Origin of the sequence: Janthinobacterium sp. TND4EL3 (assembly GCF_900156175.1) — a bacterium.
Classification (GTDB): domain Bacteria; phylum Pseudomonadota; class Gammaproteobacteria; order Burkholderiales; family Burkholderiaceae_D; genus Janthinobacterium.
On sequence record NZ_FTMV01000001.1, the window covers coordinates 201,157 to 215,371 of the forward strand.

Here is a 14,215-nt window from a genome sequence, read left to right on the forward strand (position 1 = left end):
AGCGGTGCGGCTTCCGGCGTCAGCCGCAAGCCCGGGAGTCCCCTTCAACGCAGACGGTGAAGGCGGCGTGCCAAATGCCGGACAGATTTTACTTTGACATCGACGTAAGCGGGGCGATTTAACGCCTTGGGCAGCTTCGCCACGCCGATCGGATCGGCCATTTTCAGGTATTGCGTGACCCAGGCCGTGCGCAGGCCCAGTCTTTTTGCGCCCTTCAGGTTGGCGAGGGTGTCTTCTACCAGGATGCAGCGGCCGGGGCGGATCTGGTGCTTGCGCATCAGTTTGCGCAGCATCAGTGTCGATGGCTTGGGCCGCAGCTGGCGGTGTACCTGCATCGCCTCGATGGCGACGTGGTGTGAAAAGTGCTGGCGCAGTCCCAGGTGGCGCATCACGTCGCTCGAATAGCGCAGCGGCGCGTTGGTGAGTAAAATTTTACGGCCAGGCAGGCGTTTGAGTAAAGCCCCCAGCCCCCGCTCGGCGCGTATCATGGCGCGCAAATCGTCGAAGGCGTGCGTCTCGTGCAAAAAATGCGCGGCCTGCACCTGATGGTGCTTGACGATGCCCAGCAAGGTGGCCCCGTAACGGTGCCAGTAGGCCGCGCGCGCCGCATTGACGATGGCATCGTCGGCCGGCGTCACACCGTCGCCCAGTACGCGGGCAATATACGTGTTCATATTGGCCGTGATGGTGGGGAAAATGGCATGCGAGGCATTGTGCAGCGTGTTGTCGAGGTCAAACAGCCAGACCGGCGACGAGCGGTTAAGATGGGACACAGGCACGAGAGTCTTTGCTAGCGAGAGAAGATGAAAAATTCAACGATCAGGAAAACCATGCGACGCCAGATTATAGTGATATTTTGCGGATTATTCTTGCTGCCGTTGCGGGCGGCGTTTGCCGAAGCGCCGCCCGTGGCGCAAAACCGGGGCGTCCTGTTCAAGGTGCAGGACGCGGCCCACACCCTGTATCTGTTCGGTACCATCCATGTCGGCGCGCCCGATTTTTACCCGCTCGAACCCACCGTGACGCAGGCGCTGCACCGGGCCGGGGCGCTGGCGCTGGAGATCGATCCCGGCGCCGATCCGCGCAAGGCTGTTGGCGCCGTGCTGAAATACGGCATGGAGGCGCCGGGCAGCAAGGTGCCTGCCGACTGCCGCCAGACCCTGGCCCCGCGCCTGGCGCCGTTGTTGAAAAAATACGGCATTCCAGCCGAATCGGTGGCGCCGATGAAGCCATGGATGCTCGCCAGCGTGCTGGCCATCGGCGAATTTTCCACCCTCGGCTACCGCTCCGACCTGGCCGTCGACAATTATCTGTCGCAGCAGGCCAAGGCACGCAAGATCCCCGTGGTGGAACTCGAATCGATGGAAGGACAGATGGCGCTGTTTGGCGCCATGTCGCTGGCCGACCAGTGCCGCTTCCTGGAAGACGGCGTGGCGTCGATAGAGGATCAGGAACAAAGCCAGGAAGCGCGCGAGATCGCCGATGCGTGGCGCAACGCCGACGCGGCCGCCTTCGACAAGCTGGCGGCAAAGGCGGCGACGGATCCCTCGTTCGCCGCGCAGTTCGTGCAAAAGGTGTTGTTAGATGGCCGCAACCCGGCCCTGGCCGATGGCATTGCCAAACTCCTGGCGCGCGAACAGCACAGCCTGGCCGCCATCGGCGTGCTGCACCTGGTCGGGGCGAAAAGCGTGCCGGATTTATTGCGTCAGAAGGGCTTGAAGGTCGAGCGGATTTATTGAGCTGCAGAAGGGATGACGTAGCTCAGCTGCGCAAAACACGCGGCAGAGCAGATGAAAAGTGTTCAGGGCAAGGCGCCGAGACGAAGACAGTACGCATGTACGGCGAGGAAGTACAACGCCGCCATGGGCATTTTTACAGCTGCGGGGAAAGGATACTGGTGCCCTTGACGTGGATCGAACACGTGGCCTCTCCCTTACCAAGGGAGTGCTCTACCACTGAGCTACAAGGGCAAATTAAAAGCGGCGCCAGGTGATCTGCGCCGCCAAACTACTCGCTGTGATGCATTGCGATTTTGTTAGTGCGAACGGATCATAGTACCAAAAGCCTGCTCGGTCAACACTTCCAGCAATAATGAGTGTTCGATGCGGCCGTCGATGATGTGCACCGTGTTCACGCCGGACTTGGCGGCGTCGAGCGCCGACGAGATCTTCGGCAGCATGCCGCCCGAGATCGTGCCATCGGCGAACATCTCGTCGATTTCACGCGCCGACAGGTCGGTCACCAGGTTGCCCTGCTTGTCCTGCACGCCGGCGATGTTGGTCATCATGATCAGCTTTTCCGCCTTCAGGATTTCCGCGATCTTGCCCGCCACCACATCGGCGTTGATGTTGTAGGCCTGGCCATCCTGGCCAAAACCGATCGGCGAGATGATGGGAATGAAGGCGTCATCCTGCAGCGCCTTGACGACGGCCGGGTTGATCGCGTCGATCTCGCCGACAAAGCCGATGTCGAGGAATTCGCCCGGATGCTCGCGGTCCGGCATCTGCATCTTGCGCGCGCGGATCAAGCCGCCGTCCTTGCCCGTCAGGCCGACAGCCTGGCCGCCGTAATGGTTGATCAGCATGACGATATCCTGCTGTACTTCGCCGCCCAGCACCCACTCCACCACTTCCATGGTTTCTTCGTCGGTGATACGCATGCCTTGCACGAAGGTGCCTTGCTTGCCGATTTTTTTCAGCGCGTTGTCGATCTGCGGTCCGCCGCCGTGGACCACGACGGGGTTCATGCCGACCAGCTTGAGCAGGATGACGTCGCGCGCGAAACCGTGTTTCAGGCGTTCGTCCGTCATGGCATTGCCACCGTACTTGATGACGATGGTTTTGCCATGGAAATTGCGAATATATGGCAGGGCCTCGGCCAGAATCTGCGCCTTGATTTGCGGCGACACCGCCGTCAAGTCGTCATTCATGTCCAGGTTCAAGTTAGCTAGTTGATTCATGGCGAGTCCGGAAAATAGATTGGTGCGATTTTACAGGGAAGAAGAAAATCTTGGCGGCATTATAGGGCGATCTTGTTGTATTTTCCCTGATGATCCTATAGTCTAGCCCGATATGTCCCCCCGCCAGCCCTTTTACTGCCAGTTACATCTGCATCGCTCCCCGGTGCGGCGTGTCACACACTTGTCGTTTCAAACACAGCCATGAGCCAGTGCACGCGCTGCGGCGCCACGTTCCAGTGCGGCCAGACTGATCCGCAGGCCAGCGGACCATGCTGGTGCGCGGCTTTGCCGCCCGCTGTCTCCGTGCCGGTCAGTAGCGCGATTGGCTGCTGGTGCCCGGCCTGCCTGCAAGCACATATTGCCGCGCTAAATAGCCCTGAGAAAGTGGCAACATCGGCCAAATAAGCGCTTTGGCGCGTAAATCCTTCTCAAAAAACCTTGCATTCTGTAGGGTAATACGTTCAGACTTCGGTTTCAATAGTTACTTATAGGAAATTGTCATGCGTTTCAGGGATATCCGGATCGGCGTGCGCATTAATGCGGGCTATGCCATCCTGATCGTGTTGATGCTGGTCGTCATCGTGCTGTCGGGCAGCCGCATTTACGCGATCCGCGCCGAGACCGACGATATTCTGCAGCGCGACTGGGTCGCCGCCAAGGCTACCAGCAAGATCCATGGGCTGGCACGCGAGGCAGCCACGCGCATTGCCAGCCTGCCGATCCAACACCAGCTGGCGCTGCGCCAGGCCAATCAGGCACGCCTGGAAGCGATCAAGCTTGGTATCGATGAACAGGTGCGGGTGCTCGACGGGCTCGATGCACGGCCGGAGGAGCGGCGTCTGTTGCAGCAGATGCACCGCGCACGCGCCGATTACTATGTTTCCCTCAAGGCGATGTTCGCACTGGTCGAGCGCGGTGATGATGCTGGCGCGGAACAGGCCATGCAGACGGTTACGTTACCTGTGTTGGAAAAGGTACTATTCTACGTGGGCCAGCTTGACGACCTGCAGCAGCAGCAGATCCGCGACAGCGCGGCGAGGATACGCAACGACATCGACACCTCGCTGATGCTGATGGGAGGCATAGGCTTGACAGCCTTGCTGATTGGCCAGGCCTTCGCCTGGTCGGCGCGTTCGATTACGCGTCCGCTGGGCGAGGCGGTGGCAATCGCCACACGCGTCGCCAACGGCGACCTTAGTTCCGTCATCGAGGTGACGTCACGCGATGAGACGGGCGAATTGCTGCAGGCGCTCAAAAACATGAGTACCAGCCTAGCCGTCGAGCAGGACCTGCGCCATGCCGTCGAGGTTGCCGAGGATGCGACCAAGATGAAGTCGGATTTCCTGGCCAATATGTCGCACGAGATTCGCACGCCGATGAACGGCATCATCGGCATGACCCATCTGGCACTGCAGACCGAACTGACGCCGACCCAGCGCAATTACCTGGAAAAGGTGGAATCGGCCTCGAAGAACCTGCTGGCCATCATCGACGACATCCTTGATTTTTCGAAGATCGAGGCGGGCAAGATGGCCTTTGAAAAGGTCGATTTCTTCCTCGAGGACGTGCTGGCGCAGATCGCCGACCTGTCCGTGATGCGCGCGCAGGACAAGGGGCTCGAACTGCTGTTCGACATCGCCCCTGACGTGCCGAACGCCTTGCAGGGCGATCCGCTACGCCTGGGGCAGGTGCTGATCAACCTCACCAATAACGCTATCAAGTTTACAGAGAAAGGCGAGATCGTCGTCAGCATTCGCCTGCAGCAGCTGGAAGAACATGCGGCGGTGTTGCGTGTTGAGGTGCGCGACACGGGCATCGGCCTGACGCCGCCCCAGCGCAGCAAGCTGTTCCAGGCCTTTACGCAAGCAGACACCTCCACTACGCGCCACCATGGCGGCACGGGCCTGGGCCTGACCATCAGCAAGCGCCTGGTGGAAATGATGGAAGGCGAAATTGACCTGGAAAGCGAAGCTGGCGTGGGTAGCACCTTCTTTTTCACGGCCCGCTTCGGCCTTGCCGCCGTGCCGCGCGACAGCCTGCCGCAATTGCAGCATCAGCAGCAGTTCGAGGGCCTGCGCGTGCTGGTGGTCGACGACAACCCCAGCGCGCGTGAAATCTTCGTCAACATGCTGACGGCGCTCGGCTTCGAGGCGCGTGCCGTGTATGGCGGCGTGCTGGCCATCGGCGCCGTGGCGCAGGCGCGTGCAGAAGGACGCCCGTATGGGCTCGTGCTGATGGACTGGAAAATGCCTGGCATGAACGGCCTCGATACCCTGGCCGGCATCCGCGCCGATGCTGCCGGCATCGATGCGGCTCCCGCCTGCATCATGGTGACGGCCTTTCATCGTGAAGCGCTGCTGGAGGCGGCGCGCCAGCGCGATCTGCCGCTCGACGGCGTATTGAACAAGCCGATCAGCGCCTCGACCTTGCTTGACCAGATTTCGTTCGTGTTTGGAGGCGTGACGGGGCAAAGCCGCAAGACGCAGCGCCAGAGCAGCTACCGCGACGACGAGCGCGCCCTGCGCGGTGCCTGGCTGCTGCTGGTGGAGGACAATGAGGTCAACCAGGAAGTGGCGGAGCATATTCTTAACGACGCCGGTATACGCGTCGATATCGCCAGCAATGGCGCCATCGCGCTGGCGAAAATCGAGGAAAACACCTATGACGGCGTGTTGATGGATTGCCAGATGCCGGTAATGGATGGCTACCAGGCCACCCGCAAGTTGCGCCAGGATCCGCGCTACTCCAATTTGCCCGTGATCGCCATGACGGCCAATGCCATGGTGGGCGACAAGGAAAAATGCCTGGACGCCGGCATGAACGATTTCATCGCCAAGCCGATCGACGTGGCGCAGCTGTTTGGTACCCTGGCGCGCTGGATCGCGCCGGCCACACCGCAGGAAATGGCGGCGGTGGTGGCGCAGCCGGAAGCGGAGTTGCCCGTGATCGCCGGGCTGAAAATGGCGGAAGCCATGCGCCGCGTGGGCGGCAATGCCACTTTGATGCGAAAATTGCTGGACCGTTTTGTGGAAACCCAGTTCGATGCCATGCAGCGTATCGTTGCCGCCATCGAGAATAACCAGCTGGAAACGGCGATTCGTGAAGCCCATACCCTGAAAGGCCTGGCTGGCAATATCGGTGCCGGTGGTTTGGCCGACAGCGCGGCGCGGGTAGAGCATTTGCTCAGCCTGGGTTCGCACGACGGTTTGCCACAGGCACTGGCCGCCTGTACCCTGGCGCTCGACGAGCTGGTGCCGAAAATCGTGCTGGCCATGCAGTCGCGTGGCAATGTGGTCGAGCCAGGTAGTACGGTGGCGGCGCCTGTGGACCGGGCGCGCCTGGAAGCGGGTTTGCGCGAGCTGTCGCAGCTGTTGCAGCAGGATGATGCGCAGGCCGTCAAGCACCTCGACGGCATCGGCCCCGTCTTGGTCGCGGCCGGGCAGGCCGAACACGCTCGTCAGTTGAAGCGCATGCTGGGGCAATATGATTTCGAAGGTGCGCTGGCGCAGTTGGGCGAGGTGGCCGACGCGCTGGAGCTGACATTGTGACAAGGATAATTATGCAGAGCGAAGGACGGGCATGAGAGCGCCGGCAAGCAAGCCAACCATCCTGGTGGTCGATGACACGCCAGACAATATCGACCTGTTGCGTGCGGTGCTGGAAGACGATTACCGCACGAAGATTGCCGTCAATGGCGAGCGTGCCCTGAAGATCGCCGCCGGCAGCGACCAGCCGGATCTGATCCTGCTCGACATCATGATGCCGGGTATGAGCGGCTACGATGTGTGCCGCGCGCTGAAGGCTGATCCCATCACGGCTGGCATTCCCGTGATCTTTGTCACGGCCATGAGCGAAGTGGCCGACGAGCAGCTGGGCCTGGCCTTGGGCGCCGTCGACTACATCACCAAGCCGATTTCGGCGCCCATCGTGCTGGCGCGCATCAAGACACAGCTGGCGATGAAGCAGATGCAGGATTTCCTGCTCGACCAGAACCAGTACCTGGAAACCGAGGTGGAGCGCCGCGTGCAGGAAGTCAAGGCACTGCAGGATGTCACCATCCACGCCATGGCCTCGCTGGCCGAGACGCGCGACAGCGAGACGGGCAACCATATCCGCCGTACCTCGCACTATCTGAAGGCGCTGGCCGAAAAAGTGCGTGGCCTGCCGCGCTTCCGTGCTTTTTTGACGGACAAAAATATCGAACTGCTGTTCAAGACGGCGCCGCTGCACGATATCGGCAAGGTGGGCATCCCCGACCATATCCTGCTCAAGCCGGGGCGTTTCGAACCGCACGAAATGGCCATCATGAAGACGCACACTACGCTGGGGCGCGATGCCATCCTGGCGGCCGAGCACGAGCTGGGCATCGAGGTCGATTTCCTCAAGTATGCGAAGGAGATTGCCTATAGCCATCATGAAAAATGGGATGGCAGCGGTTATCCGCAGGGGCTGGCCGGCGAGGATATCCCGATTTCGGCGCGACTGATGGCGCTGGCCGACGTGTATGACGCCCTGATCAGCCGGCGCATCTACAAGCAGGGCATGGGCCATGCGCAGGCCGTGCAGATTATCGTCGAGGGGCGCGGTACGCATTTCGACGCCGAGATCGTCGACGCTTTTCTCGAGATCCAGGAGCAGTTCATCGCCATCTCCAACCGCTATGCCGACGGCGTGTGCGAGATCGCCGACAAGCAGCGGCAGATCGCCCCCTTCGCCGAAAACATCAGCTGACGGTTTTGAAGAAGCGCAGCATTTCCCGGCTGGCGTCCGGGCCCTTGCCGTCCGTGTAACTGCCATTGTCGCTGCCGCCGGACCAGGCATGGCCGGCGCCATGGATGATCCAGTATTCACCCAGCGGAGAACCGTCGGCCTGGCTGTGCGTGGTGCGCGTGTAGCGGTGGCCATTCGGCACGCTGCCGTCGACGGATGCGGTCCTGGCAGTCTTGCCGCCAGCCTGGCTGCGCACACCCTGGGCGATCAGTTCATCGCCGTTGCGCAGGTTGACGGTGGTGTCGCGGTCGCCGTGAAAAACGATGATGGGCACGCCGCCCGCCGGCGCCTTGCGCCGGGCATTGGGCATGGCGCCGCCCTTCATGGCCGCCAGTGCCGATGGCAAGTCCTGTGCCGAGGCGAAGGGCAGGCCGGAATGCACGCCGACGGCGGCAAACAGATCGGGGTACAAGGTGCCGACGATGACGGCCATGGCGCCGCCCGCCGACAAGCCGGCGACGAACACTTCACGCTCGTTGACCGGGTAGTCGTCGATGACTTGCTGGGCGATGCCGGCGATCAGCGACGGTTCGCCCTGGTCGCGCTGCTGGTCGATGGCGTTGAACCAGTTCCAGCAGCGCGAACTGTTGGCGCCCTGCGTCTGCGCCGGGTAGACGACAAAACACTCCTTTTCTTCGGCCAGCGCATTCATCTGCGTGCCGGCCGCGAAATCGTCGGGATTTTGCGTACAGCCGTGCAGCATGACGACGAGCGGCATGGCCTGGCCGTGATAGCTGCTCGGGATATACAGCTTGTAGGAGCGCGTGCCAGCATGGTTGCGGTACACGCCGTCGATGAATTGGGCACCGTCGGGAACGTCTGGCGGCGCGGTGGCCGGGGTGTTGAAACCGGGCGGGTGGAAATTCGGCAGCTCGAAGCTGGGCATGTCGAAGCCGTGCTGGCCCACACCGGCGGGCACGCCCAGGCGCGCCATGAAGTCTTGCGCGAAGTCCTGAGCCGCCTGCGCGGGCGTGGGCGGGGCGGCAGGCGCTTCCGCTGTGGCGTCTGCCTGCGGCTGCCGGGCGCGGGCCTGCGCTGGTGCCGGAGGTGGATTGATATCGTGCATGGGTTGTGGCGACGGCTGCGTGGCTGTCGCCTGTGGAGCCAGGCCAGCCGCGGCCAACGCTTGCTGGATGGCTTCGGTGGCGGCGGCAGGGCCTCTGCCCATCAGCTTGCGGGTTGCGGCGCGCATTTGCGCCAACATGTTTTGAGGTAGTTTCATGACCATCCTTAACGGTGCCGCGCATCGGCCGGGTCATCGCCGCAAACCAATACGCTAGTGAATTCGCCCTGCGAGCGCCGTCTTGACGACGGTGCTGGCGTGCAGGGCACCTAATACGAAAATCGACTCGATGGTGGCCAGTGCCAGCTCCACCGAGACGTCGCTGGCGATGCTGGCCAGTCCCAGCACCTGGATCTGCAGGCGCTGGCCGGCTGCCTGGATCGCTTCCAGGTCGGCGCGCGAATAATGCTGCATGCCCAATACCAGGCTTTTACGGGCGACGGTTTGTCTGACCACGTCGGCGTGGGTACCCAACTGGTTGCGTATGGCCGTACGGATCAGGTCCGTGCGGTTGGAATAAAATCCTTCCTGGACCAGCAGATCGATCTGCCCCAGGTCGATCAAGCCCAGATTGATCGTGATTTTTTCTGATTCCCCGATTTTGGGCTTGTTGTCTTGCTTGGCCATAAGTCTCCAGAAACTCCGTGTGGCATCCAATTGCCATCTACATGGATGGTAGTATAGTTCTGAAATATCTCAAGTCAAGCAGGATCTTGCCTGATCTGGATGTAGGACAGGGTCCCGCAGAGCGACAGGGCGGCGCAAAATAAATGTGCAGCAAATAATTTTTTAATAATGTTCCATCTTGAAACATGTGGCGAAGGAAACATTGTTGTGCTTGATTGCCGTATCGCTGTGGCGCTTTCGCGGCATAATGAAGGCCTCACAGTCACCGATGCCGCTTCATGATGGTCGATACCCCGCCAATTGTTCCCGCCGTGCTGGCGTCCCCCGTGCCGTCGCCCTGCGTCAGCCTGTGCAAAATGAACCGCGACAGTGGTTTGTGCGAGGGCTGCTTGCGCACGCTCGACGAAATCATCGCCTGGAGCAAGGCCGACGACGACTTCAAGCGCGCCGTGTGGGCCCAGTTGCCGGGCCGCGATGCCATGATCGACTTCGACTGAGGACGACGATGCCGCGACCGTCCGCGCTGTTCCCCGATGCTGTACAGGTATTCGAGCGAGGCTGGCTGTCGTCGAATAACATCCTGTTCCACGGGAAGGATGACACGGCCCTGATCGACAGCGGCTATGTCACGCACGCGCCGCAAACTCTGGCCCTGCTGCGCCACAGCCTGGCGGGCCGTCCCCTGGATCGCCTGTTCAATACTCACCTGCACTCCGACCATTGCGGCGGCAATGCCCTGCTGCAGGCCGAATACGGCTGCCACACGGCCATTCCGGTGACCGAAGCGGACAAAGTGCGCAACTGGGACGTGGACGCCCTGAGCTTCCAGGCCACGGGACAGCAATGCCCGCGCTTCGGCTTTGACGCCACCGTCTCGCCCGGCGACACCTTGATTTTGGCCGACATGGCCTGGCAGGCGCTGGGCGCACCGGGCCACGACCCCCATTCCCTGATTTTTTACTGCGCCGAAGAGGGCATTTTGATCTCCGCCGACGCCCTGTGGGAAAACGGCTTTGGCGTGATCTTCCCCGAACTCGATGGCGGTTCCGGCTTTCTTGAAGCGCGCGCCACCCTGGACCTGATTGCCAGCCTGGACGTGCGCGTTGTGATCCCCGGCCACGGGCGTCCATTCACGGATGCCGCCGGCGCCTTGCAGCGCGCCTGGTCGCGTCTCGACTACCTGGCGTCCGACCCCGTGCGCAATGCGCAGAATGCGGTCAAGGTGTTGCTGAAATTCCTGCTGCTGGAGCGCCAGCGCATCGCGCTCGCCGACATACCGGCCCTGCTGCGCGGCATGCCCATCTTCGAGGAGGCCAACCGGCGCTTCCTGCGCCAGGAAGCGGATGCGCTGGCCGAGTGGGCCGTTTCCCAGTTACTTAGGGCTGTAGCGGCACGTGTCGAGGGTGAGTACTTGCTGAATGATGGCTGAGGCGGGCCTGCGATAAATTCAGCACGATCGTACTTTTTCTGCACTATAATCAACGCTCAGTGTGACTTTTCACGTCCGATCAACTTTCCAGCGAGTCCGCCATGGCATTGCCTGTTGCGTTGCAAAACCTCTCCTTACCCGTTATCGCCTCGCCGATGTTCATCGCCAGCGGCCCGGCTCTCGTCGCGGCGCAGTGCAAGGCCGGCATCGTCGGTTCCTTCCCCGCCCTGAACGCGCGTCCGGCCGAATTGCTCGACACCTGGCTGACCGACCTGCAGGCCGAGCTGGCCGCCTTCCAGGCCGCCAATCCCGATAAAAAAGTCGGGCCGATCGCCGTCAACCAGATCGTGCACCAGTCGAACGACCGCCTCGCGCATGATGTGGAAGTGTGCGTGAAACACCAGGTCCCCATCATCATTTCCTCGTTGCGCGCGCCGCCCAAGGAAATGCTCGATGCCATCCACAGCTATGGCGGCATCGTGCTGCATGACGTGATCTCGATCCGCCACGCGAAAAAGGCGCTGGAAGCGGGCGTCGATGGCTTGATCCTGGTCGCCAGCGGCGCCGGTGGCCACGCGGGCACCCTGTCGCCGTTCGCGCTGGTGGGCGAAGTGCGCAAATTCTTCGACGGCCCGCTGGCGCTGTCGGGCTCCATCGCCACGGGCGACGCCGTGCTGGCCGCGCAAGCGATGGGCGCCGACTTTGCCTACATCGGTTCGCGCTGGCTGGCGACCAAGGAATCGAACGTCAGCGACGGCTACCGCGAGGCCATCGTGGAGTCTGCCGCAGCGGATATCGTCTACACGAACCTGTTTACGGGCGTGCACGGCAATTACCTGAAAAAATCGATCGAAGCGGCCGGACTCGATCCGGAAGCCTTGCCCGAAGCGGACAAGAGCGCGATGAATTTCGGCTCCGGCAGCGCCAAGGCCTGGCGCGACATCTGGGGCGCAGGCCAGGGCGTGGGCTTGATGGATGACGTGCCGAGCGTGGCAGAGATGGTGGCGCGCCTGAAGGCAGAATATGATGCGGCGCGCGCGCGGTTGAAACTGTAATGCTGCTGATGCAGGATAACGCGGTATGCCACGTCATCCGAATATGCGCTATTCCTGTTTCAAATCCTCGGGCTTGATGGCCCACAGGCCCGGCAGGTTGCGCCAGTAGCCGTACGCATCCATGCCGAAGCCGACGACGAAGCGGTTCGGAATCACCAGGCCGACGATGTCGGCTTGTACCGGCTTTTTCTTGCCGATGGCCTTGTCGGCGAACACGGCCAGGATGACTTCCGAGGCGCCCATGTCCAGCAAGCGCTGCTTGACGTGCGCCAGGGTTTCGCCTTCATCGAGAATATCGTCGAGCACGATGACGGTGCGGCCCGCCACGTTCGAGCGGGGGATGACTTTCCACACCACTTCGCCACCCTTGTCGTCGTCGCCGTAGCGGCTGACGTGGATGTAGTCGAATTCGAGCGGAAAGCTCAGTTGCGGCAGCAGGCTGCCCGTAAATACGACGGCGCCGCCCATCACGCCCAGCACCAGCGGGAACTCTTTCGAATCCGCGGCGTTGAAGCGCGTGTTGAGCACATCGGCCATGCGCGTGATCGACGCCTGCACGGTATCTTGGTCGAACAGCAGTTCCGCGTTCTTGATCAGGTCACGGGCACGGTTGTGATGAAATTCTTGCATGGACTCTTGCATGGCGATGAATGGGGCTGATGGTCAATGCCGGTATTATCCCGCAAATCGGCCTTATTTGTAATCGCGCATGTCGTCGATGATTTTCCCATCCAGCGCCAGGCTGCCCACCGCCACCAGCGCCACGTCGCCGCGCAGCTTGGTCAATTCGCGGATCGAACCGATGATGGCTTCCACGCCGCTGCCGTCATGCGGATCGTCGACTTCGCAATGCAAGGTCATCTCGTCGTTGGCCATGCGTCCCGACACCACCAGCCGCGCCTTCCTGATCTGCGGATGGCGGCGCGTGATTTCATGCACCTGCGACGGATGCACGAACATGGCGCGGACTTTGGTGGTTTGATCCGCGCGTCCCATCCACCCCTTGATGCGCGTGTTGGTGCGGCCGCATGGCGAATCCGGCGCATCGACCAGCACGGCCGATAAATCTCCCGTGGCAAAGCGGATCAGCGGGTAGTCGGCATTGAAGACGGTGACCACCACTTCACCCACTTCGCCCGGCGCGACGGGAATGCCGCTGCCCGGATGGACGATTTCCAGCAGCACGTTTTCGTCAACGACCATGCCGGGATTGAGCTTGCCATGGCTGGCCGTTTCATAGGCGATGCTGCCGATATCGGCCGAGGCATAGGTCTGGAAAACGTGCGGCACGCCGTTCTCGGCAAACCAGCTGCGCAGGGATTCGGGCAAGGCTTCCGCGCCCATCACGGCCTTGGTGACGCTGCTGATGTCGGCGCCCATTTCGCGCGCCTTTTCGATGATCAGCTTTAAAAAGGACGGCGTGCCGATATACGTGTCGGGCTTGAGGTCGACCATCGCCTGTACCTGCATTTCCGTCTGGCCGATGCCGGCCGGGATGACGGTGCAGCCGATGCGCGCGGCGCCCCCTTCAACCATGAAGGCGGCTGGCGTGAAGTGATACGAAAAGCAGTTCTGCAGCAGGCCGCCAGCGCGCACGCCAGCCGCATACATGGGCCGTGCGAAGCGCCACCAGTCCTGGCCACGGCCTTCGGGATCGAAGATGGGGCCGGGCGAGACGAACACGCGCGACAGGGCGTTTTTCGGGGTCGTATTCAGGCCGCCGAACGGCAATTCGCCGTGCTGCAAGTGCTTCAGGTCGGACTTGCGCGTGACGGGCAGCTGCGCCAGCGCGGCGCGGCTGGTGACGTCGGCGGCGTTGACGCCATCGAGGATGCGGGCCCAGCCCGGCGCCTGTTGCGCGCGCGCGATCAGCTGCGGCAGACCGGCCATCAATTCGCGTTCACGCGCTTCGGGGGCGCGTGCTTCCAGACTGTCGAGCGTATCGGTCATGTTACGGATTCTCCAATGTCAACTGCAGTTTTTTTGTCAGCCTGGAAACGATCAGGCGATAGGAGCGGTGCAGCAGGGCGGCCATTTCAGCGTCGTCGAGCGCATCGTGGCTGGCGACCAGCACCCATTTGGCCCTTGCCAGATACGGTGCGGGACGAAAACCGGGACGGTCCGTCAATTCCAGGAAGCGGTCCGCATCGACCTTGAAGCTCATGCCGCGCGTGCTGTGCGCTTCCGCGCCGCACAGGGCGAACATCCTGCCGCCGACGCAAAACGCCAGCACATTCGTCCACTTGATGTCTTCGGTCGCGCCGGGAAAGGCACGGCACACTTCTTTCGCCCGTTCCAGATCCATGATGCCC

General features: G+C 61.8%; 14 protein-coding genes and 1 tRNA gene. 7 read left to right on the forward strand and 8 right to left on the reverse strand.

Annotation, left to right across the window (positions count from 1 at the left end; all coding sequences use genetic code 11):
• Window positions 1-44 precede the first annotated feature (44 nt).
• Entirely contained in the window at window positions 45-779 is a 735-nt protein-coding gene (locus BXA07_RS00900) for a pyrimidine 5'-nucleotidase (RefSeq protein ID WP_083707979.1), read from the reverse strand.
• A 90-nt stretch (window positions 780-869) separates the two neighbouring features.
• Between BXA07_RS00900 and BXA07_RS00905 the strand changes: the two genes are divergently transcribed.
• Window positions 870-1,739 (forward strand): TraB/GumN family protein, encoded by an 870-nt coding sequence (locus BXA07_RS00905; RefSeq protein ID WP_244556139.1) that lies wholly within the window; start codon window positions 870-872, stop codon window positions 1,737-1,739.
• Window positions 1,740-1,895: 156 nt separating this feature from the next.
• Here BXA07_RS00905 and BXA07_RS00910 read toward each other — a convergent pair.
• A tRNA-Thr gene (locus BXA07_RS00910) sits at window positions 1,896-1,970 on the reverse strand.
• A gap of 65 nt (window positions 1,971-2,035) precedes the next feature.
• Window positions 2,036-2,929, reverse strand: coding sequence for an acetylglutamate kinase (gene argB, locus BXA07_RS00915; protein ID WP_010393729.1), 894 nt, complete (start codon window positions 2,927-2,929; stop codon window positions 2,036-2,038).
• A gap of 231 nt (window positions 2,930-3,160) precedes the next feature.
• Here argB and BXA07_RS00920 point away from each other — a divergent pair, with 231 nt between their 5' ends.
• The 3 genes from BXA07_RS00920 to BXA07_RS00930 all read left to right on the forward strand — a co-directional run bounded on the left by BXA07_RS00920 (window position 3,161) and on the right by BXA07_RS00930 (window position 7,690).
• Complete coding sequence (locus tag BXA07_RS00920) at window positions 3,161-3,364, forward strand: cysteine-rich CWC family protein (RefSeq protein WP_076564815.1); 204 nt, start codon at window positions 3,161-3,163, stop codon at window positions 3,362-3,364.
• Between the two features lie 95 nt (window positions 3,365-3,459).
• Window positions 3,460-6,507, forward strand: coding sequence for a response regulator (locus tag BXA07_RS00925; protein WP_076564817.1), 3,048 nt, complete (start codon window positions 3,460-3,462; stop codon window positions 6,505-6,507).
• 31 nt (window positions 6,508-6,538) lie between these two features.
• Window positions 6,539-7,690: a response regulator gene (locus tag BXA07_RS00930; protein WP_076564819.1), complete on the forward strand. Its 1,152-nt coding sequence runs from the start codon at window positions 6,539-6,541 to the stop codon at window positions 7,688-7,690.
• Here the strand turns inward: BXA07_RS00930 and BXA07_RS00935 are convergent.
• A complete protein-coding gene (locus BXA07_RS00935; protein WP_244556140.1) occupies window positions 7,683-8,951 on the reverse strand; it encodes an extracellular catalytic domain type 1 short-chain-length polyhydroxyalkanoate depolymerase in 1,269 nt (422 codons plus the stop codon). The two genes, BXA07_RS00930 and BXA07_RS00935, sit on opposite strands and share 8 nt — an antisense overlap.
• 54 nt (window positions 8,952-9,005) lie before the next feature.
• Window positions 9,006-9,419 (reverse strand): CopG family transcriptional regulator, encoded by a 414-nt coding sequence (locus tag BXA07_RS00940; RefSeq protein WP_076564821.1) that lies wholly within the window; start codon window positions 9,417-9,419, stop codon window positions 9,006-9,008.
• Between the two features lie 281 nt (window positions 9,420-9,700).
• Between BXA07_RS00940 and BXA07_RS00945 the strand changes: the two genes are divergently transcribed.
• The 3 genes from BXA07_RS00945 (at window position 9,701) to BXA07_RS00955 (ending at window position 11,903) form a co-directional block, all read left to right on the forward strand.
• Window positions 9,701-9,916 carry a DUF1289 domain-containing protein gene (locus BXA07_RS00945; RefSeq protein ID WP_076565610.1) on the forward strand — a complete coding sequence of 72 codons (216 nt, stop codon included), beginning with the start codon at window positions 9,701-9,703 and terminating at the stop codon, window positions 9,914-9,916.
• 8 nt (window positions 9,917-9,924) lie between these two features.
• A complete protein-coding gene (locus BXA07_RS00950; RefSeq protein ID WP_076564823.1) occupies window positions 9,925-10,848 on the forward strand; it encodes an MBL fold metallo-hydrolase in 924 nt (307 codons plus the stop codon).
• Between the two features lie 101 nt (window positions 10,849-10,949).
• The gene (locus BXA07_RS00955; RefSeq protein ID WP_076564825.1) at window positions 10,950-11,903 is read left to right on the forward strand and encodes an NAD(P)H-dependent flavin oxidoreductase; all 954 of its coding nucleotides are present in this window, start codon (window positions 10,950-10,952) and stop codon (window positions 11,901-11,903) included.
• Between the two features lie 48 nt (window positions 11,904-11,951).
• On the opposite strand, the gene BXA07_RS00960 is transcribed toward BXA07_RS00955, so the two are convergent.
• The 3 genes from BXA07_RS00960 to BXA07_RS00970 form a co-directional block, all read right to left on the reverse strand.
• On the reverse strand, window positions 11,952-12,533 hold the full coding sequence (locus BXA07_RS00960) for a hypoxanthine-guanine phosphoribosyltransferase (protein ID WP_076564827.1): 582 nt from the start codon (window positions 12,531-12,533) through the stop codon (window positions 11,952-11,954).
• A gap of 63 nt (window positions 12,534-12,596) precedes the next feature.
• Window positions 12,597-13,853, reverse strand: coding sequence for a phenylacetate--CoA ligase family protein (locus BXA07_RS00965; RefSeq protein ID WP_076564829.1), 1,257 nt, complete (start codon window positions 13,851-13,853; stop codon window positions 12,597-12,599).
• 1 nt (window position 13,854) lies between these two features.
• Entirely contained in the window at window positions 13,855-14,208 is a 354-nt protein-coding gene (locus BXA07_RS00970; RefSeq protein ID WP_076564831.1) for an MmcQ/YjbR family DNA-binding protein, read from the reverse strand.
• Window positions 14,209-14,215 lie beyond the last annotated feature (7 nt).